Origin of the sequence: Kitasatospora sp. NPDC086009, assembly GCF_044540385.1 — a bacterium.
Classification (GTDB): Bacteria; Actinomycetota; Actinomycetes; order Streptomycetales; family Streptomycetaceae; genus Kitasatospora.
The window spans coordinates 64,177-85,627 of sequence record NZ_JBITSA010000005.1 but is presented as its reverse complement, the minus strand read 5'-3'; the positions used below and the strand labels follow the sequence as shown (position 1 = coordinate 85,627).

Sequence of the window (21,451 nt, the reverse complement as noted above, 5' to 3'; positions counted from 1 at the left end):
GCCCCCTTGAGCCCTGGGCACGGCGGACGGCGGCGGCTTCGCCCCGGGCGGGCACCGGCGCCGCCGACGCCCTCGGCCGTGGACGCCGCCCGGCCGGGGATCAGGCCTGCGGCCGGGGTGTGACCAGGGTGCCGTTGATGACGGTGCGCAGGATCCAGGCCAGCCGCTGCTCGGGCGTGCCGGAGAGGAGGTCCGCGCCGAGCGCGGTGATGCGCGGGTGGTCGGCCGCGGTGGTCGCCCGGAGCGCGTCGGCCAGCGCGCCCTGCTCCGCCTCGGCGCGGGCGTCCTGGTCGCGGCCGGCCTGCTCGGCGGCGATCGCGGTGGCCGCCAGGAGCAGGACGTCGACGCCCCAGGCGGCCTGGCCGTCGGGGACGTCCCCTTCGTGCAGCAGGGCGAGGACGGCCTCGACGAGCGCGAGGTAGTTCGACCCCGAGGGGCGGGCCAGCAGGGCCGAGTGCGCCAGGCTGGGGTGCTGGAAGAGGACGTGCGTGTACGAGCCGAGGACGGCGGCGAGGCGCTCGCGCCAGTCGCCCGGCGCGCTCAGCGGCCCGAGGTCGACGGCGCCCAGCAGCTCCTCCAGGATCGCTGCGTGGAGCTCGGCGGTGTTGGCCAGGTAGACGTACAGCGACGCCGGGCCGGTGTCGAGCTCCTGGGCGAGCCGGCGCATGGTGACGCGTGGAAGGCCTTCGGCCCGCATGATCCGGACGGCCGTGTCCACGATGCCCTCGTAGGTGAGCGCGGGCTTGGCGGGCCGCTCGCGGCGGCTACGAGGGGCGGGGGAGCGTGACGTCACGCCGCCGAGCCTAACGATCGCGTTCGGGGCGAACAAGTTCGGCGCAGACGAACATGTTCGTTAAGACCTTGTTCCTGACGAACATGTTCGTTACGTTGGAGAGGAGGGCGCGCCGCCCGCTCGTCCCGAGCCGCCGGCCCGACCGCCCCCACCCGCGACCCCACGCCCGTACCCGCCCGAGGAGCACGTCATGACCACCACCCACCACCCCCTCGCGATCGTCGGCGCCGGCCTCGGCGGTCTGACCCTGGCCCGCGTCCTCCAGGTGCACGGCATCGCCGCGACCGTCTTCGACCTGGAGCCTTCCCGGGAGGCCCGCACGCAGGGCGGCATGCTCGACATCCACGGCGACACGGGCCGGCGTGCGCTCCGCGCGGCCGGCCTGCACGAGCCCTTCCTCGGCCTCGTCCACCCGGGCGGCCAGGCCATGCGGATCGTCGCCCCGGACGGCGCCGTCCGCCACAGCGAGGAGGACGACGGCAGCGGCGACCGCCCCGAGGTCGACCGCGGCCGGCTGCGCGACCTGCTGCTCGACTCCCTCACGCCCGGGACCGTCCACTGGGGGCGGAAGGCGACCGGCGCCCGCCCGCTCGGCGACGGCCGTCACGAACTGCGCTTCCAGGACGGTTCGGCCGTCACCACCGATCTGCTGGTCGGTGCGGACGGCGCCTGGTCCCGGATCCGCCCGCTGCTCTCCGCGGCGACGCCGGCCTACACCGGCGTCTCCTTCGTCGAGGCCGACCTGCACGAGGCGGACACCCGTCACCCGGCCGCGGCGGCCCTGATCGGCGGGGGCTTCTTCTTCTCCCTCGGGGAGGGCAGGGGCTTCCTGGCCCACCGGGAGGGCGACGGCAGTCTGCACGTCTACACCGCCCTCAAGGTCGCCGAGGAGTGGCTGGACGGCGTCGACCTGGCCGACACCGCCGCCGCCAAGGACGCCGTCCTGGCCCACTTCGACGGCTGGCACGAGAGCCTGCGGGCGCTGGTGGGGGAGGCTGACGGCGCGCTGGTCGGGCGGCGCGTCCACGCCCTGCCGATCGGCCACCGCTGGGAGCGGACCCCCGGTGTGACGCTGCTGGGCGACGCCGCGCACCTGATGTCCCCGTTCGCGGGGGAGGGTGCCAACCTCGCGATGCTCGACGGGGCCGAACTCGGCCTGGCCCTCGCCGCCCACCCGGACGACGTCGAGGCCGCCCTGCGGGCCTACGAGGAGCCGATGTTCCCGCGCGGCGCGGCCTCGGCCGCCGAGTCCGCCGCGAGCCTGGCGCAGATGTTCGGCGAGCGCGCGCTGGAGGGCCTGCTGGAGCGGTTCGCCGCCACCGGCTGATCGACCGCCGGTCCGGGGCTCCTCGCGCTCGCCGCCCTACGCGGGGGCGACGGCCCGTTCCAGCAGGCCGTGCAGCAGCTGCCTCTCCTGTGCGGTGAGGCTGCCCAGCGGCGAGCCCTCGGTGAGGAGTTCGAGGAGCCGTTCGCGCAGCGCGGTGCCCTCGGCGGTGAGCACGAGCTGCTTGGCGCGGCGGTCGGTGGGGTGCGGGTGCCGCTCGATCAGCTGCTGCTTCTCCAGCTTGTCGACGACGAAGGTGGTGTTGGAGGGCTCGCAGCTCATGCGCTCGGCGAGCTCGCGCATGGTCATCGGCCCGCTCATCTCCCGCAGCGCGGCCGCCTGGGAGGGGGTGAGCCCGAGGGTGGCCGCCCGCACGCGCACATGCTCGACGATCCGCTGGTTCAGCCCGTTCACCAGGCCGCACAGCTGTCGCACGGCGATGGCCTGCGGCTCGGAGAACGTCGTCATGGCGCCCACTCTAGCAGTTCGTCAAGCCAACATAATTGCAGCTTGAATGATTCGAGCTTGATGCTTATGGTGGCGTCGACGGCGCCGGAACCCCGGCGCCGAACTGACGACGACACACGGGAGAGAACTCATGGCCGACATGACGGTAGGTCAGGGCGAGCGACTGCGCCGGCCGGCGGGGGTCCGCTCGATACGGCTGGGCGACACCACGGTGTCGTACGTGCCGGACGGTGATGTGCGGCTGCGCCCCCTGGACGTGCTCCCGGACAGCACCGGCGAGGTGTGGGCCGCGCACCCGGAGTACCTGGACGCCGGGGGCCACCTGGTCGGGAGCGTCGGCAGCCTGCTGGTGGAGCACGGCGACCGCGCGCTGCTGATCGACGCGGGCTTCGGCCCCCGGTCGCACGCCGCGCCGGCCGGGCCCCTCGCCACGATCCGCGGCGGCGCGCTCCCGGACGGCCTGGCCCGGCTCGGCCGCGCCCCCGAGGACATCGAGGCGGTGGCCTTCACCCACCTCCACGCCGACCACCTCGGCTGGGCCGCCCTCCCCGCCCCCGGCGGGGACCGGCCGCTGTTCGCCCATGCCGACTACCTGGTCTCCGCGCCGGAATGGGAGCAGCGGGACCTCGCGGACGAGCAGGTCGCGGCCCTGGCCCCGCGCGTCCGGACGATCACGGACGGGCAGGAGGTCTTCCCGGGCGTCCGCGTGCGGATCCTCCCGGGGCACACCCCCGGGCACGCCGAGTACGTCATCACCGGGGGCGGCCGACGGCTGATCGCCTTCGGCGACACCGCGCACTCGCCGATCCAGATCGACCACCCGGACTGGTCCTCGGGCTTCGACCACGACCTGACCCGGACCGCCGAGCACCGCCGCCGACTGGTCGCCGAGCTGGCGGAGCCCGGCACGATCGGCTTCGGCGTGCACTTCGCCGACGTGGTGTTCGGCCACGTCCGGCGGGGCGGGTCCGGCCCGGCGTGGCAGCCGCTGGACGCCTGACCCGACCGCCCGGTCAGCCGGCCTGCCAGCCGTGTTCGAGGAGGTCGAAGGCGGCGTCCAGGGCCCGCGCCGGGTCCGCCGAGTCGCGGGCGAGCGCCGAGGCTTCGAGGGTGAACCGGGCCAGCGCGGCGCAGCGCGGGTCGTCGGGCTCGGCGCCGGTCGCGTCGGCGACGGCGCGGGCCAGGGCCCCCTGGTGGCGCATCCACATCCGGCGGGCGTACTCACTCAGCGCGGGGGTGTCGCGGACGAGGTCCGCGACCGACGGCGACACCGGCTACGTCAACCGGCCCCTGTACGCGCTGCCGGTGCCCCACCGCTGGCCGCACACCCCCGGCGTCACCCTGCTGGGCGACGCCGCCCACCTGATGTCCCCCTTCTCCGGCATGGGCGCCAACCTCGCCATGCTGGACGGCGCCGACCTCGCCCGCGCCGTCCTGGACCACCCGACCGTCGACGGCGCCGTCACCGCGTACGAGCGCGTCCTGCTGCCCCGTTCCGCCGCGGCCGCCGCCGACGCGGCGGAGGGCATCGAGGGTGCCTTCGCCCCCGACAGTGCCGAGCAGCTCCTGGCCCACTGGGGGGACCACCAATGACGGCCGGTACGTCGCGGGAAGGCCCGCCCGCCCCCGGATCCGGCGCGGCCGCCGTTCGGGGGGCGGCCCCGACGGCCCGGTGAACGGGATCAGCCGGGTACCCCGAGCGGTGTCCGCCGCCACCGGTTCGGGGGAGGCCGCCGAACGTGACATCGTGTGCGTGAAGCCGTCAACCGGCAGCACCCTTCCAGGAGGTCCCGTATGAGCAGCGAATCAACGTCGTCCGACCACGCCGAGAACACCGAGAAGGCCACCGGCGCGGAGGCCGACCAGGCCGCCGCGGCGCCCGCCACGCAGGACGACGTCAAGGCCCGGTTCCTGGCCGCGCTGGAGCGCAAGCACGGCACCAAGGGCGGCGCCGCGTCCGGCGGCCCGAACGGCGACTCGAAGATCCACGGCGCCCACGCCGCGGCCGGCGGCAAGCGCAACTTCCGCCGCAAGAGCGGTGGCTGAGCACTCGACCGCTCGGGCGGCGCCGGATCCGGCGCCGCCCGGTCCACCTGGCGTCTCCGCCGCCCGGTCCCTCGCGGGGCGGGCGGCGGAGACGTTCACCCGGGCCACGGTCCGCGGGCCGGTCGGGCCGGCCCGGCCGGTCAGGCGGGCAGGGAGGCCAGCCAGTCGGTCAGGAGCCGGTTGACCTCGTCCGGTCGTTCCTGCTGGATCCAGTGCCCGCAGCCGTCGAGGACGTGGCAGGAGAGCAGACCGGGAAGCGTGACGGGGTAGGCCGCGATCGCCTCGGCCAGCCAGGTGGTGGAGGCGTCCAGGCCGCCGCCGGCGAACAGCGAGGGCTGGGTGATCGGGGCGCCGTCGAAGCGGGCGAGGTCCTCCCAGTCCCGGTCCATGCTGCGGTACCGGGCCAGCGCCCCGCGCAGGCCGGTCCGCTCGAACTCACCGGCGTAGAAGTCGAGGTCCTCCGCACTGAGCCAGCCGGGCAGCCGGCCGGCGGGGAACCGGTCGCGCAGCGTCCCGCCCGGGCCGACGAAGTGCGGATCGGGTGCGCCCGGGGCCGGCATGGTGTCGGCGGACAGCGCCGCGTAGAAGCCCGCGAGCCAGCCGCGCACATCGGGTTCGATCTCGGCCTCGGCGCGGCCCGGCTCCTGGAAGTAGGCGACGTAGAACTCCTCGTCGCCGCCCATCCCCGCGAAGACCTCGCTGGGGCGCGGACCGCCGCGCGGCAGGTACGGGACGCTCAGCAGTCCCACCGCACGGAACACGTCCGGCCTGACCAGGGCGGAGTCGGCGGCGATGGTCGCCCCCCAGTCGTGGCCGACGATCACCGCGGACCGTTCGCCCAGGGCGTGCACCACCGCGACGTTGTCCTCGACGAGGTCGAGCATCCGGTACGCGGCCGGGTCCTCGGGGGCGGTGGAGCGCCCGTACCCCCGGACGTCGACGGCGACCGCGCGGTACCCGGCCGCGGCCAGCGCGGGCAACTGGCGGCGCCAGGAGTACCAGGACTCCGGGAACCCGTGCACCAGCAGGACCAGCGGCCCGCTGCCCTGTTCCACCAGGTGGATCCGGCCGCCGGGGGTGGGGACCAACCGGTGGGTGGCGCCCGCGAGGTGGGGTGACATGCGTCCTCCTGACGATTCGGTCGGCCGGACGCGGGGTGGCGCTCCGGCGCACGTTGTCTCGCCGCCGATCATGGTGCGCCCGGTGGGCTCCGGGCGAGGGCTGTTGCCGGTTCGGCAAACCGCCCGGCCGGCTTCGGCTCCCGCGCTCCCCGCTACCGCTACCGGTTGCCCGCGCTCCCCGCTACCGCGCCGCGAACGGCCGGCCGGGGCCGAAGGCCAGGGCGGCGAAGCGCTCGCCGATGCGGCGGTGCGCGGCGGTGTCCGGGTGGAGCGCGTCGGGCAGCGGCAGCTCGGCGAAGTCCGCCTCGCCGTACAGCTCGCGGCCGTCGAGGTGGTGCAGGTTCGGGTCCTGGGCGGAGCGCTGCCGGACGATGCGGGCCAGCTCCTCCCGGATGACGCGCAGGGTGAGCTTCCCGCCCGCCCGCTCCGCCGGGTCGCCGGTGGCCAGGAACCGCAGGCGCCCGGTGGCGAGGGCGGTGAGGTCCGGGGCGCTGGGGCCGGGGGTGTCCTCGTGGATGGGGCAGAGGATGGACGAGACCACCAGCAGCGGCGCGTCCGGGTGCCCCTCGCGGATGGTGTCGAGGAAGCCGTGGACGGCCGGGGTGAAGGCGCGCAGCCGCATCAGGTCGGTGTTGACGAGGTTGATGCCGATCTTGACGCTGATCAGGTCGGCGGGGGTGTCGCGCATGGTCCGGGCGGTGAACGGGTCGAGCAGGGCGCTGCCGCCCAGGCCCAGGTTGACCAGCTCCGCACCGCCGAGCGCGGCGGCGAGCGCCGGCCAGGTCGTGCTGGGGCTCGCGGTGTCGGACCCCTGGCTGATCGAACTCCCGTGGTGCAGCCAGATTTTGCGGCTCCGGTCGGCCGCGTGCTGCTCGACGGGGGCGTCGGTGCGCAGCGCCACCAGTTCGGTGGTCTCGTTGTGCGGCAGCCAGATCTCGACGTCCTTGACGCCCTCGGGCAGTGCGGGGAACCGGGCGGTGCCGACCGGCCCGGGCCGGGTCCGCGCGGACCCGGTGGCCAGGTCGATGGTCAGGGTGTTGCCGGTGGGAACGGTGGACTGCCCGGCCGGGCGGCCGTCGACGAGCAGGTCGTACACGCCGTCCGGGCGGGGCGGTGCGCCCGGGTAGACCCGCTTGGTGGGCAGGGTGTCCAGTTCGATCGCGGTGGCCCGGGTGCGGAAGGCCAGGCGTACGCCCGAGGGCTGGGACTCGGCCATGGCCAGCTGGCCGTCGGTGTTGCGGGCGCGGACCCAGGCGGGCAGCCGGTGCGGGAGCAGACCGTGCTCGGTCCGCTCCAGGTCCAGGGCGCCGCGCAGCAGCTCCGCGGTGACGGGCGTGGTGATCCAGGTGTGCGGGGTGGTGTTCATCGTCTCAACCTTGTGCTTCGGGAAGTGCGGGGGCGGCGGCCCGGACGCGGGCCGGGCGGCCGGTCGGGCGCCGCCCGTGGCGGGCGAGGGGCCCGGGTCAGGGCGCGGGCCAGTTGCGCAGCAGGGTGTCGAGGGCGTCCAGGATCCGTGTCCAGGACTCCTGGGAGTCGGGGGCGCTGTGGCTGAAGGCCTCGGCCAGCTCCAGGCTGACGTAGCCGTGGAAGACGCTCCCCAGCAGGCGGACGGCGTGGGTCTGGTCCGGTTCGGTGAGGTCGTACCCGCGCAGGATCGCCCGCGTCATCTCCGCGTGGCGGCCGCCGGTGCTGGCCGCCGCCGCCTCCGGGGTGAGCGGCTGACGGGTCGCCGCGTAGCGGCCGGGGTGCTGCCGCGCGTAGTCGCGGTAGACGTCGGCCAGCGCCGTCAGGGCGTCCTTGCCCGCCCGCCCGGCCAGCGCGTCGGCGCCGCGGTCGGCGAGCTCCTCCAGGGCGAGCAGGGCGATCCTGGTCTTGAGGTCCTGGGAGCTCTTGACGTGTGAGTACAGGCTCGCGACCTTGACGTCGAACCGCCTGGCGAGTGCCGAGACGGTCACCTGCTCGAAGCCGACCTCGTCGGCCAGCTCGGCGCCCGCCCGTGTCAGGCGCTCGGTGGTCAGCCCTACGCGTCCCATGTCCCGTCCTCTCGTTCGACAGAACCGATGATGCATTTGCCTAATACCTTTAGGCAAATCGACGGGAGATATAGGGAAGGGCGGTGCGGCGGCCAGGGTGCGGGCGGGTCGCGGGAGCGGGCCCCCGTTCAAGTGATTGACAGCGTTCCGCCATGAGAGTTCACTTCGTGAAGAAAGGTCCCGGCCGGGCTCTCCCACGACCCTCCAGACCAAGGCGGTTGCGTATGCCCTCGTCGATCCACCGACAGTCCCTGGCAACCACGTTCGGGCTTCTGCTGGCCATGGTCGCGACCTTCGCCTGGGGACCGGCCCAGGCCACGGCGGCCCCGACCTCCGTTCAAGCAGTGAACTTCGAGGACAACTTCGACGGCCCCGCCGGGTCGGCGGTCGACGCGGGCAGGTGGCAGACCGAGACCGGCGACAACGTCAACAACCACGAGCGCCAGTACTACACGGCCGGGACCGCGAACGCCGCGCTGGACGGCCAGGGCCACCTGGTGATCACGGCGCGCCGCGAGAACCCGGCCAACTACCAGTGCTGGTACGGAACCTGTCAGTACACCTCGGCCCGGCTGAACACCTCCGGCCGGTTCGCCCAGGCCTACGGGCACGTCGAGACCCGGATGAAGGTCCCGCGCGGCCAGGGCATGTGGCCGGCCTTCTGGATGCTGGGCAACGACATCGGCCAGGTCGGCTGGCCGAACAGCGGTGAGATCGACGTCATGGAGAACGTCGGCTTCGAGCCCGGCACGGTGCACGGGACCATCCACGGCCCCGGCTACTCGGGCAGCGGCGGCATCGGCGCCGGGTACAGCCTCCCGGGCGGCCAGGCCTTCGCGGACGCCTTCCACACCTTCGCCGTCGACTGGGCGCCCGACTCGATCTCCTGGTCCGTGGACGGCACGGTCTACCAGCGCCGCACCCCGGCCGATCTCGGCGGCCGGAGCTGGGCGTTCAACAAGCCCTTCTTCCTCATCCTCAACCTCGCCGTCGGCGGCTACTGGCCCGGTGACCCGGACGCCGGCACCGCCTTCCCGCAGCAACTGGTCGTGGACTACGTGCGGGTGACCACCTCCGGCGGCACCCCCACGGGCGGCACCCTGACCGGGCTGGCGGGCAAGTGCCTGGACGTGGCCGCCGCGGGCACCGCCAACGGCACCCAGGTCCAGCTCTACACCTGCAACGGGACGGCCGCGCAGCGCTGGACGGTCGGCACCGACGGCACGGTGCGCGCGCTCGGCAAGTGCCTGGACGCCAATGCCGCGGGAACCGCGGACGGCACCAAGGTGCAGCTGTGGGACTGCAACGGCACCGGTGCCCAGCGCTGGTCGTACAACGCGGCCACCCGCGACCTGGTCAACGTGCCGGCGAACAAGTGCCTGGACGTGGCCGGCAACAACCCGGCCGATGCCACCGCGACCCAGCTCTGGACCTGCACCGGGGCCGGCAACCAGAAGTGGACGCTGAACCCCTGACGAACAGCGCCGTGCCCCGGTCGCCGGAGGGCGGCCGGGGCACGGCGGACCGTCAGGGTCGGGTGACCCGCGGTCAGCGCAGGTCGAAGCGGTCGAGCTCGGACACCTTGGTCCAGGCCGCGACGAAGTCCGTCACGAACTTCTCCTTCGCGTCGTCGCTCGCGTAGACCTCGGCGAGCGCCCGCAGCTCCGAGTTGGAGCCGAACACCAGGTCGGCGCGGGTGCCGGTCCAGCGGACCTCGCCGGTGACGGCGTCCCGGGCCTCGAAGGTGTTCGCGTCCGCGGCGGTGGCCTTCCACGTCGTGCCCAGGTCGAGCAGGTTGACGAAGAAGTCGTTGGTCAGCCGGCCGGGGGTGTCGGTCAGGACGCCCAGCGAGGACTGCTGGTGGTTGGCGCCCAGCACGCGCAGGCCGCCGACCAGGACGGTCAGCTCCGGGGCGCTCAGGGTCAGCAGGTTGGCCCGGTCCAGCAGCAGGTACTCGGCCGGCAGCCGGTTGCCCTTGCCCAGGTAGTTGCGGAACCCGTCGGCGGTCGGCTCCAGCGCCGCGAAGGACTCGACGTCGGTCTCGTCCTGGGCGGCGTCCACCCGGCCCGGGGTGAACGGCACCACGACCGGGAAGCCGGCGTCGGCGGCGGCCTTCTCCACACCGGCCGCGCCCGCGAGGACGATCAGGTCGGCGATCGAGATCGCCCTGCCGTCCGTCCGGCCGGCGTTGAACGAGTCGCGCACGCTCTCCAGGGTGCGCAGCACGGTCGCCAGCTCGTCGGGCCCGTTGACCTCCCAGCCGCTCTGCGGTTCCAGCCGGATCCGGGCGCCGTTGGCACCGCCGCGCAGGTCACTGCCGCGGAACGTGGAGGCCGAGGCCCAGGCGGTGGAGACCAGCTGGGCGACGGTCAGGCCGGAGGCCAGCACCTGCTGCTTGAGGGCGGCGATGTCCGCGGCGTCGACCAGCTCGTGCGTGACGGCGGGCAGCGGGTCCTGCCACAGCAGGGTCTCCGACGGGACCTCGGGGCCGAGGTAGCGCACGACCGGACCCATGTCGCGGTGGGTGAGCTTGAACCAGGCCCGGGCGAAGGCGTCCGCGAAGGCCGCGGGCTCGGCCAGGAAGCGCCGGGAGATCTGCTCGTAGACCGGGTCGACCCGCAGCGCGAGGTCGGTGGTCAGCATGGTCGGCGCGTGGGTCTTCGAGCCGTCGTGCGCGTCCGGGACGGTACCGGCGCCGCCGCCGTCCTTGGGCCGCCACTGGTGGGCGCCGGCCGGGCTCTTGAACAGCTCCCACTCGTAGCCGAAGAGGATCTCGAAGAAGGTGTTGTCCCAGGTGGTGGGCGTGTTGGTCCAGATGCCCTCAAGGCCGCTGGTGATCGTGTCGTCGCCCTTGCCGCTGCCGTAGGTGCTCTGCCAGCCCAGGCCCTGCAGCTCCAGCGGGGCGGCCTCGGGGTCGGGGCCGACGTTGTCGGCCGGGCCCGCGCCGTGGGTCTTGCCGAAGGTGTGGCCGCCCGCGATCAGGGCGACGGTCTCCTCGTCGTTCATCGCCATCCGGCGGAAGGTCTCGCGGATGTCGCGGGCCGCGGCCATCGGGTCCGGGGTGCCGTTGGGGCCTTCCGGGTTGACGTAGATCAGGCCCATCTGGACGGCGCCCAGCGGGCTCTCCAGGTCACGGTCGCCGGTGTAGCGCTCGTCGTCGAGCCAGGTCGTCTCGGGGCCCCAGTAGACGTCCTCCTCCGGCTCCCAGACGTCCTCGCGACCGCCGCCGAAGCCGAAGGTCTGGAAGCCCATCGTCTCCAGCGCGACGTTGCCGGCCAGGATCAGCAGGTCGGCCCAGGACAGGCTCTGGCCGTACTTCTTCTTCACCGGCCACAGCAGGCGGCGGGCCTTGTCGAGGTTGGCGTTGTCCGGCCAGCTGTTCAGCGGCGCGAAACGCTGCTGGCCGGCACCGGCGCCGCCGCGGCCGTCGCTGATCCGGTAGGTGCCCGCGCTGTGCCAGGCCATCCGGATGATGAAGGGGCCGTAGTGGCCGAAGTCGGCCGGCCACCAGTCCTGCGAGGTGGTCAGCACCTCGGCGAGGTCGCGCTTGACGGCGGCGAGGTCGAGCGTCTTGAACGCCTCGGCGTAGTCGAAGTCCGCACCGAGCGGGTTGGCCACGGCCGGGTTCTTGGCAAGGATCTTCAGGTTGAGCCGGTCCGGCCACCACTGGCGGTTTCCACCGCCCTGGGTCGGGTGCGCGGCGCGCCCGTGCGCGACGGGGCAGCCTCCCCCCTCCGCCTTCGCATCGGTGACGATCGCGTCGTGGTTCTCAGACATGGGAATCCTTCCGGGCCGGGCGGATCACGTTGTTCAGGAACGATCGAAGGGCGGAGCACCTGGGGGGGCGTTCAATGAGGAGGACTAGCTCACCCGACGCGGAGGTGCTCACCGCCGTTCCGGAGCCTCACTGCCCCCTAGGCTATCGCCGGAACCGATCCTACGATGGACAGATTCCAAGTCAAGAACCACACCGAGTCACTATCCCGTCGGGGTTCGGAAGGCCACTGCTAGAATCCGGGGTTCCCCCATGAGCCTGAATAGGTGAACCGATATGAGTGACCTGCTGGTACGGCTGAGAGGGCGCGGCTGGCGACTGACCGCCCAGCGGCGCGTCGTCGCGGAGGTCCTCGACGGCGATCACGTCCATCTCACGGCCGACGAGGTGCACGCCCGCGCGGTCCAGCGGCTGCCGGAGATCTCCCGCGCGACCGTCTACAACACCCTCGGCGAACTGGTCGGCCTCGGCGAGGTCATGGAGGTCGCCACCGACGGCCGGGCCCGGCGCTACGACCCCAACGCCCACCGCCCGCACCAGCACCTGGTGTGCTCCGGCTGCGGCACGATCCGCGACGTCCACCCGGCCGGGGACCCGCTGGCCGACCTTCCGGCCGAGCAGCGGTTCGGCTTCGCCGTCGCCACCGCCGAGGTCACCTACCGCGGGATCTGCCCGGACTGCGCCTGACGCCCGGGGCCGGCGGCTCGCCGACCCGCCGAAGGGGCCGGCCGAACCCAAGGGTTCGGGCGGCCCCTTTCGGCTGCGGTGCGGTCGACGGACGGCCGCTCAAGGTGCTCGAACCGCTGCTGCTCTCGTCGACGACGATGATCTCCCCGCTGGAGCTCGACGAACCACCGCCCCGGCCGGCGCCGTCGGCGACGAGGGCGCGGCCGTCGGGGGTTGGATGCGTAAAGGGCGGGACAGGGGGTGCACAAGCGTTTACCCTGGGATGGGTGAACGTCTGTGCACCCGTCTGTGGACCAGCGTCTGGAGCACGATGACCCCGGTGACGGCCGAGCCCGGCCAGACCTCCCCCGTCCCGCCCGCCAGGACGCCGCGGGCCGATCTGATCGTGCCCGTCCTCGCCTTCTGCGGCGTCGTGGTCGCGGTCATGCAGACCCTGGTCGTGCCGCTGCTCCCGCACGTGCCCGCGCTGACCGGCAGTTCGCCGGGCGCGGCCGGCTGGCTGGTCACCGTCACCCTGCTGACCGGCGCGGTCTTCACCCCCGTGCTCGGCCGGGTCGGCGACATGTACGGCAAGCGCCGGGTGCTGCTCGCCTCGCTGGGCGTGCTCACCGCCGGGTCCGTGCTGTGCGCCGTGAGCTCGCAGATCGGCGTGCTGATCGCCGGCCGCGCGCTGCAGGGCGCGGCCCTCGCCGTCATCCCGCTCGGCATCAGCATCATCCGCGACGAACTGCCGCCCGAGCGCGTGCTGCCCTCCATCGCCCTGATGAGCTCCACCCTCGGCATCGGCGCCGCGATAGGGCTGCCGGTGGCGGCGCTGGTCGTGGAGAACTTCGACTGGCACACCATGTTCTGGGCCTCCGCCGCGCTCGGCGTGCTGGACATCGCCCTGGTGCTCCGGATCGTGCCGGAGTCGCCGCTGCGCTCCCGGGGGCGCTTCGACCTCCCCGGGACCCTCGGCCTCGGCGCCGTCCTGGTCGGCCTGCTGCTCGCGATCACCCAGGGCGCCGGCTGGGGCTGGACCTCGCCGCGCACGCTCGGCCTGCTCGGCGGCTCGCTGCTGCTCGGGCTGCTCTGGGGCCGGTACGAGCTGCGCACCGCCTCGCCGATGGTCGACCTGCGGGTCTCGGCCCGGCCCGCGGTGCTGCTGACCAACCTGGCCGCGATGCTCATCGGCTTCGCCTTCTACGCGAACTCCCTGGTCACCGCGCAGATGGTGCAGGAGCCCAAGGAGACCGGCTACGGTCTCGGCGCCTCGATCGTGGTGGGCGGGCTCTGCCTGCTGCCGGGCGGCCTGGCGATGGTCGCGCTGTCCCCGCTGTCCGCCCGGATCTCCGCCAAGTACGGCCCCCGGACGACGCTCGCCGTCGCGGCGTCCGTGATGGTGGTCGGCTACCTGGTGCGGTTCTTCACCAGTCACAGCCTCTGGCTGATCGTGGCCGGGGCCACCGTCGTCGCCTCCGGCACCGCCCTCGCGTACTCGGCGCTGCCCGCGCTGGTGATGCGGGCGGTGCCGGTCGGCGAGACGGGCGCGGCGAACGGGCTGAACACGCTGATGCGCTCGGTCGGGCAGGCCTGCTGCAGCGCGGTGGTCACCGCCGTGCTCGCCCACGTCACGTTCACCGTCGCCGGGCGCACCGCCCCCACCCTGCACGCCTATCTGCTGATCTTCCTGATCGCGGCCGGGATGGCCGCCGCCGCGCTGGTCGCGACCCTCTTCCTGCCCGCCGGCCGCAGGGCGCGCCCGGGCCCCGCCGCAGCCGGTACGGTCGGGGTGACGACCCCGGCGGCCCCGGCCCAGGAGAGCGCATGACCATCGCCGACGAGACCGGCGCGACCGAACCGGCCACCGGGCCGGTGACCGGGCGGCCCGAACAGCTCGGCGAGGCCGAGCAGGGCACCGGGCGGGACGCGATCCTGCGCGCCGCCCGCCGGGCCTTCGCCCTGCGCCCCTACGCCGACGTCACCATGCGGGGGATAGCGGCCGACGCGGGCGTCAGCCCGTCGCTGATCGTGAAGCGGTTCGGCAGCAAGGAGCACCTGTTCAACACCGTCGCCGACTTCGGGCCGGCGGCGGACGAGCTGTTCGCCGCCGAGCCCGGCGCGCTGGGCCGCCACCTGGTGCTCACCGTGGTCCGGATGCGCCGGGAGCAGCGCGGTGACCCCCTGCTGCGCGTGGTCTTCTCGCTCGGCAACGACGACGAGCGGACCCTGCTGCGCGAGCGGTTCCGCCGCCAGGTGACGGACCGCCTCGCCGCCTCTCTGCCGGGGCCGGACGCCGAGCTGCGCGCCGAACTGATCGCCGGCCAGCTGCTCGGGCTCGGCGCGACGCTCAGCCTGCACCGCCCGGGCGCGGGCGACCACGCCACCCCCGAGCGGCTGGCCGAGCTGTACGCCCCGGCGCTGCAACGGCTCGTCGACGGCGCCTGAGACCGGCTGGCTGGCCCCCGTGCGGGCCCCGACCGGTCACGCCGGTCGGGGCCCCGCCGTCAGGCCGGTTCGACCGGCTCCGGGGTGGTGGCGCGGGTGCGGCGCAGTGCGGCGAGGGCGGTGGCGACGGCCAGGAAGGCGGCCACGACCCCGGCGTCGCGGGCGAGTTCGGCGAACCTGATCGGCGGCGCCCAGTAGTAGGGCGGGGCCAGCATGGCGGTCCAGGGGAGGACGGCCAGGGCGGCGCCGGCGGCCCGCAGCCGGTCGGGGCGGGCGGCGGCGAGCTGGACGAGGTAGGCGATCGTCATCACCAGGGCGGGCCAGGCCGTGGAGACGTCGAGGAGGGTCTGCAGGCTGTCGGAGAAGACGGGCTCGGAGAGGTCCCCGGGGCCGGCCCACGGCCAGCGCAGGACGAGCGCGGTCATCGGCAGTGCCACGGCGACGGCGGCGAGCGCCGCCCCGGTGCGGCCGCGCGCGGACCGGTCGACGGCGTCCGGCGGGGCGATCAGGACCGGCCCGGCGAGCAGCAGCCAGAGCGGGAGCAGGAAGACGTACTGGAGGAACGCCCCCGACGGGTACACGAGGAAGGCGGCCGGAGCGCCGGCCCCGGCGAGGACGCCGGCCAGGACCAGCAGTCGGGCGTGGCCCCAGCGCCCGAGTGCGGCGAGGACCAGCGCGAGGATCCAGGGCGCGGTCTGCACCGCGCCCACCACGGCGGTGGCCGTGGCGTTCGGGCTGAACAGGTCCACCCGGGGCACCGTGAGGAAGAGGCTCATCACCAGGTGCACGGTGGCCAGGGCCGCGCCGCCGGCGAGGGTGAACGGCGCCGCGCCGGCGAGGACGCGGCCGGCGGGGTCGCGTGAGCTGAGCCGGGTCCGCAGCCGGACGGCGTGCGCGGCGAGGGCCGTCCACTCGCGCAGGACGGTGCGGCGGTCGCCGTCCTGTACGGACTCCGCGAAGACGGCGGCGATCTCCTCGCCGTGCGAGGACCGGTAGGCGGCGGGGTAGAGCCCCAGCAGGGCGAGCCTGGCGGGCGGCGGGGTGGCCTGGGCGTGCGTGCTCATGCGGTGGCTCCGTTCAGTCGGGGCATGCTGAGGCCGGTCCCGCGGCCGGGGTTCGGCCCGCGGCCGAGGGCGAGCCGGCGGTCGGCCTCTGCGACGCCGGCGCGCAGGCGCTCCGTCTCCTCGCCGAGCACCTGCCGGCCCTCCTCGGTGAGGGCGAAGGTGCGGCGCATCCGGCCCGCGACGGTCTCCTCGTGGTCGATCCGGATCAGCCCCTGCTGGAGGAGGCGGTCCAGTGCCGTGTAGAGGGTGCCGGTGAGGAGCTTGGTCCGGCCGCCGGAGATGGCCAGCACCTCCTGGACGATCGCGTAGCCGTGCCGGGGGGCGTCGGCCAGCGCGGTGAGCACGAGCCTGGTCGGCTCCTGTAGTTGACGGTTAGCCATGGGGGCGAGCATAGCTAAATGATCAGAGTATGTCGATGATTGAGCTATCGGGCCGTCAGAAGATGCCGACGGCGGGGCCGGGCCCGGGCACCTGGGGTGCCCGGGCCCCGGTGCCGCCGGATCGTGTCGGCCCGGTCAGAGGCCGGGGGAGCGGTGCGTCGGCCGCCCGTCCACGACGGTCAACAGGACCGGAAGTTCGGCCAGTTCGGTACTGGGGACGGTGAGCGGGTCGTCGGCCAGCGCGGCCAGCGCGGTCGGCCGGCCGTCCCCTCCTCCTCGGCGGCCCGGGCGGGGTTGACGGTCATGCCCCGGAGGGCTTCCAGCGGGGTGAGCGCCTGCTCGATCCCGTGCGGCGGCTCGGTGAGGTCGCGGCTGGGGCGGCGGTGGCGGGCTCCGGCCATCACGCCCAGCGGCGGGTAGGGGGCGATCGGCCAGTGGGTCTACGCCCTCCTGACGCGGGGCGCCGCCGGGCGGTGGCACCTCCGGTGAGCGGCCCGGGGTAGCCGGCCGGCCACGTGTCGTGGGTCTCATCGGGGGCCGTGGCCAGTTCGTCCGCGTCCCAATGTGGTGAGATGTGCGCGTCACAGAGTGATGGCGCTGACGGGGGTGCGTGATGAGGAGTGGACGGCTGTTCGGGCTCGGGTCGGACACCGATGCGGCGGATCTCGCCGCCGTGGGGCTGATCCGGCTGGCGACCGGCGAACGGCTCGGGGCCGGGGCCCGGCCCTGGCTGTGGCAACTGCGGGCGGCCTCGTTCGCCGACACCTGGCTGGCCTTCGCCGACCCGGCCGCGCCCGGGCTCCGGGTGCCGGCGGGCGCGGCCCTGCACCAGCTCGTCCGCCGGGCGGCGGAGCTGGTCCTGCTGACCCGCGAGGGGGACGGGCCGGCGGCGCTGGAGCTGCTGGGCCGGGAGTCGGCCGAGGCGCACGAGCGGTCGCGATGCTCCGACACCGCCCATCCGGTCGAGCCCGTCGCGCTCGCCCTGCTCTGGCACGGCGTGCAGGCGGCGACCGCCGCCGGCCCCGACGCGGCGGCGGAGCGGGAGTGCCACGACCGCCGCATCGCCGAACGGTCCGAGGCCTACGTCCGCCGCCGGCACCGCCGCCAGGACACGCTCGCGCTCATCCTCGCCTGCGCCCGCGCCGCCGCCACCGCCCTGGCGGAACTGAGCGGCGACGACCCGGGTAGGGCGGCCGCCCGGCTGGAGGAGTACGCCATCCGGTCGATGGCCCAGGCCGGTCCGGTGCCGCTCTGGGTGCCGGGGCGGCCCGGGCAGCTCACCTCCTGAGCCTCCGGCCGGCCGGCCCGGCGGCCTCCGTATGCTGGCCCGATGCCTTTGCGGAGCCTGCACGACCGCGCCGCCCTCGAAGCCCGCTTCCGACGGGACCCGGCGTTGCACCTGATGGAACTCGGTGACCTCGACGACCTGCTGTGGCCGCACACATCCTGGTACGGCCTCGCCCCGGACGGCCCGGTGGCGCTGCTGTACGCGGTCGGCGACACCCCCACCCTGCTGGCCTTCGGCGGGGCCGCCGAGGCACCGGAGGTGGCGGAGCTGGTCCGGGAACTGCTGCCGGTCCTGCCGCGCCGCTTCTTCGGCCACCTGACCGGCGACGCGGCCGAGGTGCTGGCCGAGGAGTACGAGGTGCGCCGCCACGGCACCCTGCTGCGGATGGTGCTGACCGACCCGGAGCGCGCGGCGGCGCACCCCGCCGACCCGTGGGCGCCGGTCCCGCTGGGCCGCGCGGACCTGCCCGAGCTGGTGAAGCTGTTCGCCGAGGCCTACCCGGGGAACTGGTTCGACGACCGGATGCTCGACACCGGCCAGTACGTCGGCGCCCGCCGGGACGGCCGGCTGGTCGCCGTCGCGGGTGTGCACGCCTGGTCGCCCGTCCAGCGGGTGGCCGTGCTCGGCAACGTCGCGACGCACCCCGCGGTCCGGCGCCAGGGCGCGGCCGGGGCCTGCGTGGCCGCGCTCTGCCGGCAGCTCGCGGACGGCAGCGACCACATCGGGCTGAACGTCCGCGCGGACAACGCGGCCGCCGTGGAGCTGTACCGGCGGCTGGGCTTCACCGAGGTCACCTCCTTCACCGAGGCGACGTTCACCGCGCGCTGACCGGTACGCCGCCGTCCCGGGCGCCCGCCCGCCGGTCGCCTGCCCGGGGCGGTCACCCGTCCTCGGGGGTCGCGCGGGGCGGCCGGAGTTCAGGCGGAGGCCGCGGTCGTCCCGCGCGTCCTCGCCCGCCCCGACGACCACGCGGCCGCACCCCCCACCAGCAGGGCCGCCCCCAGCGCGTAGACCGGCAGCCAGTGGGTCGTCGTCGCCGCCAGGCAGTCGTCGACGACCGCGCGGCTCTGCTCCCGCTGCGCGGACTCCAGCGCGTCGGGGTCCGCCCCGCCCAGGCCCCCCAGGGCGGCCTGGGTCCGCAGGCTCTCGTACCGGCCCGCCTCCGGGCAGGACTGCCGGGTGCCCGGCATCGGGAACAGCCAGTCCCAGCGCTGCAGCGCCGGGGCCAGCGCCAGGGCCACACAGAGGCCCACGACCAGCGCGTACGCCGCCAGGCCGCAGGCATAGCTGACGCGTCGGCCCGGCGTGCGGACCGGCACCCGGCCGAAGGAGAGGACCACCGCGAGCAGCGTCACACCGAGGTAGGTGGAGAACCACTGCCAGGAGCCCTCGGCGAAGGAGAACGCCAGCACCACGGCGAGCGCCGTCCCGAGTACCCCGGGGTCGGCGGACAGGTCCGCACCGCCCACCGCCGCGCGGCCGCGGACACCTCGACGGCTGGGCTCACTCACGGGCTCTCTCCTGCCTGCCGCCGGCTCCGGAGCACCAGCCTCCCGCCCCGACCCGTGGTCACCCCCGGCTCCCACACCGGTCCCCGCCCGACCCCACCCGCTCGGCCCAGCGGGGCGGGCCGGTGGCCGGTCAGCCGCGGGCGGTGTCGGCCGGGCGGCAGAGGTGGAGGCTGTAGGAGGCGCGGCACTCGGTCTGCGCGGGCACCACCCCCGAGCCGCGCACGCCCTGGACCAGGCTGACCAGCACGACGGCGACCAGCGCGGCCTTGACGGCCCCGGTCAGCGCCCCGTCGTACCGGGCCGCCGAGAAGCGCCTGAACGCGTAGACGGCTCCGCAGAGCGCGGCGACGATCGCCGAGACGCTGAGGTAGCTGTAGCCGGTGATCTCGCCGTTCTCCCGGACGGTGTTCTCGAAGTGGAAGTCGGCGACCACCGGGAGGAGCGCCAGGAGGGCCGCCGCCCAGCCGATCCTGACGGCCCGGCCGCGGCCACGGAAGTACTCGATCATCGGCGTCCCCCTGGTGTACCGGAGCGGGGCCGCCCGACCCGAGGGACGGCCGCCCCCGCACCCCGGCCATCCTCGTCGCGGAGGAGGACGCCGGGGGGCGACACCCGGTTCCGGTAGGCGAGGTGACGCGGCGTCAGCCGAGCGCCGCCGCCTTGCGCAGCAGGACCGACCGCTCGCGGGCGTTGCGGCAGAGCCGGGCGGCGAGTTCCAGCTCCGCCCGCGCCTCCGCGGTGCGGCCGAGCCGGGAGAGCAGCTCGCCGCGCACGCTCGGCAGCAGGTGGGAGCCGGACAGTCGGCCGGCGGCGGCCAGCGTGTCGACCAGGGGCAGCGCCTCCTGCGGCCCCGACGCCATGGCGACGGCGACCGCCCGGTTGAGTTCGACCACGGGGGAGGGCGCGACCCGGCCGAGCGCCTCGTAGAGCAGCACGATCCGGTCCCAGTCGGTCTCCTGGACGGAGGGGGCCGTGGCGTGGCAGGCGGCGATCGCCGCCTGCAGCCCGTACGGCCCGAGGCCGCGCCCGGCGGCCGTCGCCCGGGTGAGCGCGGCCAGGCCTCGGCGGGCGGCGGAGCGGTCCCACAACCGGCGGTCCTGGTCCTCCAGCAGCACGGCCTCGCCGTCCGGACCGGTACGCGCGGGGAAGCGCGCGGCGGTGAGCTCGAAGAGGGCGAGCTGCCCGAACACCTCCGGTTCCGCGGGCAGCAGCGCGGTGAGCGTGCGGGCCAGCCGGATCGCCTCGTAGGCGAGACCGGGGCGCAGCAGCCGGTCGCCGGACGTCGCCGTCGAGCCCTCGGTGAAGATCACGTAGAGCACGCTGAGGACCCCGCCGAGCCGCTCGCGCCGTTCCGTCGCCGGGGGCAGCTCGAAGGGCACCCCGGCCGCGCCGATCGTCTTCTTCGCCCGGGTGATCCGCGCCTGGACGGTCGGCACGGGTACCAGGAAGGCCCGGGCGATCTCCTCGCTGGAGAGGCCGGCCACCACGCGCAGGGTCAGCGCCGTGCGGGCCTCGGGTGACAGCACGGGGTGGCAGGCCACGAAGATCAGCGCGAGGACGTCGTCCTCGATCCGGTCCGGGTCCCAGGGCGGGTCGTCGGACCGGTCCGCGGGCGGCTCGGCGCCCGAGCTCGCCCCGCCCTCGCCGAGCCCGCCGGCCAGCGCGGCGTAGCGGTCGTCGAGGGCGGCGCGGCGGCGGAAGTGGTCGATGGCGCGCCGCCGGGCGGTGTTCAGCAGCCAGCCCACCGGGCTGGCCGGCTCGCCGTCGCGCGCCCAGGCGACGAGCGCCTGGGCCAGGGCCTCCTGCGCGACGTCCTCGGCCAGGTCGAAGTCCCCGGTGTACCGGGTGAGCGCGCCGACGATCCGCGCGGACTCGATCCGCCAGAGGGCCTCGACCGCCCGCCGGGCGGCCGCGCCGCCCGGCGGATCGTCCGGTGCCGGAGGTGTCAGAGCTGGCCGGTCCGCTCGCGCCATGCCCGTTCCTTGATGATCCACTCGTTGTCCTGCGGGAACTCGTCGATCCCCGGCACGCGCCGGATCTCGATCTTGGTGCCGGGGAAGGACGGCAGCCGCTTGGCCCACTCGACCGCCTCCTGCTTCGAGGCCACGTCGAGGATGTAGAAGCCGCCGAACAGTTCCTTGGTCTCACCGTACGGGCCGTCGGTGACAACCGGGGTCTCCCCGCTGACGTCGACCACCACGCCCTGCGCCGCGTCGTCCAGGCCCTCGGCCGCGACGAGCACGCCGGCCCGGATCAGCTCGTCGTTGTAGCGGCCCATGGTCGCGAGCATCTCGTCGAACGGCGTCTCCATCATCTTCGCGAGCGACTCGTCACTGCCCCGCATGATCAACATGTACTTCGCCACGACTGCTCTCCTTCGTCCCGGGGACCGTTCTTCGGTCCTCTCTATCCCAGGTCGAACGGGACGGCCGCGGATCGACACGGCGGCGAAAGAATTTCCGGGCCGGATCCCTCCCGGCCCGACCGGCGGGCCGACCGTTCCCGCCGCCGGGCCGCGGGAACGGTCGGCCGGG

At 74.7% G+C, this 21,451-nt stretch carries 23 protein-coding genes and 1 pseudogene; 10 read left to right on the top strand and 14 right to left on the bottom strand.

The window, feature by feature from the left end; all coding sequences use genetic code 11:
* Positions 1-100 precede the first annotated feature (100 nt).
* Positions 101-793, bottom strand: a complete 693-nt coding sequence (locus ACIF6L_RS14960) for a TetR/AcrR family transcriptional regulator (protein ID WP_396487237.1) — start codon at positions 791-793, stop codon at positions 101-103.
* 190 nt (positions 794-983) lie between these two features.
* On the opposite strand from ACIF6L_RS14960, the gene ACIF6L_RS14955 reads away from it, so the two are divergent.
* Positions 984-2,120, top strand: a complete 1,137-nt coding sequence (locus ACIF6L_RS14955; RefSeq protein WP_396487235.1) for an FAD-dependent oxidoreductase — start codon at positions 984-986, stop codon at positions 2,118-2,120.
* A gap of 36 nt (positions 2,121-2,156) precedes the next feature.
* On the opposite strand, the gene ACIF6L_RS14950 is transcribed toward ACIF6L_RS14955, so the two are convergent.
* Entirely contained in the window at positions 2,157-2,585 is a 429-nt protein-coding gene (locus ACIF6L_RS14950) for a MarR family transcriptional regulator (protein WP_329491540.1), read from the bottom strand.
* A 130-nt stretch (positions 2,586-2,715) separates the two neighbouring features.
* Between ACIF6L_RS14950 and ACIF6L_RS14945 the strand changes: the two genes are divergently transcribed.
* Positions 2,716-3,585, top strand: a complete 870-nt coding sequence (locus ACIF6L_RS14945; RefSeq protein ID WP_396487234.1) for an MBL fold metallo-hydrolase — start codon at positions 2,716-2,718, stop codon at positions 3,583-3,585.
* Between the two features lie 13 nt (positions 3,586-3,598).
* Here ACIF6L_RS14945 and ACIF6L_RS14940 read toward each other — a convergent pair whose 3' ends face one another.
* Complete coding sequence (locus ACIF6L_RS14940) at positions 3,599-3,793, bottom strand: hypothetical protein (RefSeq protein ID WP_396487232.1); 195 nt, start codon at positions 3,791-3,793, stop codon at positions 3,599-3,601.
* Between the two features lie 28 nt (positions 3,794-3,821).
* Between ACIF6L_RS14940 and ACIF6L_RS14935 the strand changes: the two genes are divergently transcribed.
* On the top strand, positions 3,822-4,178 hold the full coding sequence (locus ACIF6L_RS14935) for an FAD-dependent oxidoreductase (protein WP_396487231.1): 357 nt from the start codon (positions 3,822-3,824) through the stop codon (positions 4,176-4,178).
* 201 nt (positions 4,179-4,379) lie between these two features.
* Complete coding sequence (locus ACIF6L_RS14930) at positions 4,380-4,631, top strand: DUF5302 domain-containing protein (RefSeq protein ID WP_359810302.1); 252 nt, start codon at positions 4,380-4,382, stop codon at positions 4,629-4,631.
* A 140-nt stretch (positions 4,632-4,771) separates the two neighbouring features.
* Here the strand turns inward: ACIF6L_RS14930 and ACIF6L_RS14925 are convergent, their stop codons facing one another.
* The 3 genes from ACIF6L_RS14925 to ACIF6L_RS14915 all read right to left on the bottom strand — a co-directional run bounded on the left by ACIF6L_RS14925 (position 4,772) and on the right by ACIF6L_RS14915 (position 7,785).
* The gene (locus ACIF6L_RS14925; protein ID WP_396487229.1) at positions 4,772-5,752 is read right to left on the bottom strand and encodes an alpha/beta fold hydrolase; all 981 of its coding nucleotides are present in this window, start codon (positions 5,750-5,752) and stop codon (positions 4,772-4,774) included.
* Between the two features lie 181 nt (positions 5,753-5,933).
* Positions 5,934-7,118, bottom strand: coding sequence for a GDSL-type esterase/lipase family protein (locus ACIF6L_RS14920; protein WP_396487228.1), 1,185 nt, complete (start codon positions 7,116-7,118; stop codon positions 5,934-5,936).
* A 97-nt stretch (positions 7,119-7,215) separates the two neighbouring features.
* A complete protein-coding gene (locus tag ACIF6L_RS14915) occupies positions 7,216-7,785 on the bottom strand; it encodes a TetR/AcrR family transcriptional regulator (protein WP_396487226.1) in 570 nt (189 codons plus the stop codon).
* Between the two features lie 281 nt (positions 7,786-8,066).
* On the opposite strand from ACIF6L_RS14915, the gene ACIF6L_RS14910 reads away from it, so the two are divergent.
* Complete coding sequence (locus ACIF6L_RS14910; RefSeq protein WP_396487671.1) at positions 8,067-9,260, top strand: ricin-type beta-trefoil lectin domain protein; 1,194 nt, start codon at positions 8,067-8,069, stop codon at positions 9,258-9,260.
* A 73-nt stretch (positions 9,261-9,333) separates the two neighbouring features.
* Here ACIF6L_RS14910 and katG read toward each other — a convergent pair whose 3' ends face one another.
* Complete coding sequence (gene katG / locus ACIF6L_RS14905; protein ID WP_396487224.1) at positions 9,334-11,562, bottom strand: catalase/peroxidase HPI; 2,229 nt, start codon at positions 11,560-11,562, stop codon at positions 9,334-9,336.
* A gap of 274 nt (positions 11,563-11,836) precedes the next feature.
* Between katG and ACIF6L_RS14900 the strand changes: the two genes are divergently transcribed.
* The 3 genes from ACIF6L_RS14900 to ACIF6L_RS14890 all read left to right on the top strand — a co-directional run bounded on the left by ACIF6L_RS14900 (position 11,837) and on the right by ACIF6L_RS14890 (position 14,674).
* A complete protein-coding gene (locus ACIF6L_RS14900; protein ID WP_329491548.1) occupies positions 11,837-12,247 on the top strand; it encodes a Fur family transcriptional regulator in 411 nt (136 codons plus the stop codon).
* A gap of 262 nt (positions 12,248-12,509) precedes the next feature.
* Positions 12,510-14,057 carry an MFS transporter gene (locus tag ACIF6L_RS14895; RefSeq protein ID WP_396487222.1) on the top strand — a complete coding sequence of 516 codons (1,548 nt, stop codon included), beginning with the start codon at positions 12,510-12,512 and terminating at the stop codon, positions 14,055-14,057.
* Positions 14,054-14,674, top strand: coding sequence for a TetR family transcriptional regulator (locus ACIF6L_RS14890; protein ID WP_396487220.1), 621 nt, complete (start codon positions 14,054-14,056; stop codon positions 14,672-14,674). Before ACIF6L_RS14895 ends, ACIF6L_RS14890 begins: the two co-directional genes overlap by 4 nt.
* 59 nt (positions 14,675-14,733) lie before the next feature.
* On the opposite strand, the gene ACIF6L_RS14885 is transcribed toward ACIF6L_RS14890, so the two are convergent.
* The 3 genes and pseudogenes from ACIF6L_RS14885 to ACIF6L_RS14875 form a co-directional block, all read right to left on the bottom strand.
* The gene (locus tag ACIF6L_RS14885; protein WP_396487218.1) at positions 14,734-15,738 is read right to left on the bottom strand and encodes a hypothetical protein; all 1,005 of its coding nucleotides are present in this window, start codon (positions 15,736-15,738) and stop codon (positions 14,734-14,736) included.
* Positions 15,735-16,118, bottom strand: a complete 384-nt coding sequence (locus tag ACIF6L_RS14880; RefSeq protein ID WP_359810323.1) for a PadR family transcriptional regulator — start codon at positions 16,116-16,118, stop codon at positions 15,735-15,737. Before ACIF6L_RS14880 ends, ACIF6L_RS14885 begins: the two co-directional genes overlap by 4 nt.
* Positions 16,119-16,253: 135 nt before the next feature.
* Positions 16,254-16,552: pseudogene (locus ACIF6L_RS14875) on the bottom strand (amidohydrolase); the annotation flags it as partial.
* A 179-nt stretch (positions 16,553-16,731) separates the two neighbouring features.
* Here ACIF6L_RS14875 and ACIF6L_RS14870 point away from each other — a divergent pair.
* Entirely contained in the window at positions 16,732-17,406 is a 675-nt protein-coding gene (locus tag ACIF6L_RS14870) for a hypothetical protein (RefSeq protein ID WP_396487216.1), read from the top strand.
* A 42-nt stretch (positions 17,407-17,448) separates the two neighbouring features.
* Positions 17,449-18,234, top strand: coding sequence for a GNAT family N-acetyltransferase (locus ACIF6L_RS14865; RefSeq protein ID WP_396487215.1), 786 nt, complete (start codon positions 17,449-17,451; stop codon positions 18,232-18,234).
* Between the two features lie 89 nt (positions 18,235-18,323).
* Here ACIF6L_RS14865 and ACIF6L_RS14860 read toward each other — a convergent pair whose 3' ends face one another.
* From ACIF6L_RS14860 to ACIF6L_RS14845, 4 genes are all read right to left on the bottom strand, one after another.
* On the bottom strand, positions 18,324-18,917 hold the full coding sequence (locus tag ACIF6L_RS14860) for a hypothetical protein (RefSeq protein ID WP_396487213.1): 594 nt from the start codon (positions 18,915-18,917) through the stop codon (positions 18,324-18,326).
* 130 nt (positions 18,918-19,047) lie between these two features.
* Entirely contained in the window at positions 19,048-19,425 is a 378-nt protein-coding gene (locus ACIF6L_RS14855; RefSeq protein ID WP_352290160.1) for a hypothetical protein, read from the bottom strand.
* A gap of 133 nt (positions 19,426-19,558) precedes the next feature.
* Positions 19,559-20,890, bottom strand: coding sequence for an RNA polymerase sigma factor (locus ACIF6L_RS14850; protein WP_396487211.1), 1,332 nt, complete (start codon positions 20,888-20,890; stop codon positions 19,559-19,561).
* Positions 20,863-21,282 carry a YciI family protein gene (locus ACIF6L_RS14845; RefSeq protein WP_396487209.1) on the bottom strand — a complete coding sequence of 140 codons (420 nt, stop codon included), beginning with the start codon at positions 21,280-21,282 and terminating at the stop codon, positions 20,863-20,865. Before ACIF6L_RS14845 ends, ACIF6L_RS14850 begins: the two co-directional genes overlap by 28 nt.
* Positions 21,283-21,451: the final 169 nt, after the last annotated feature.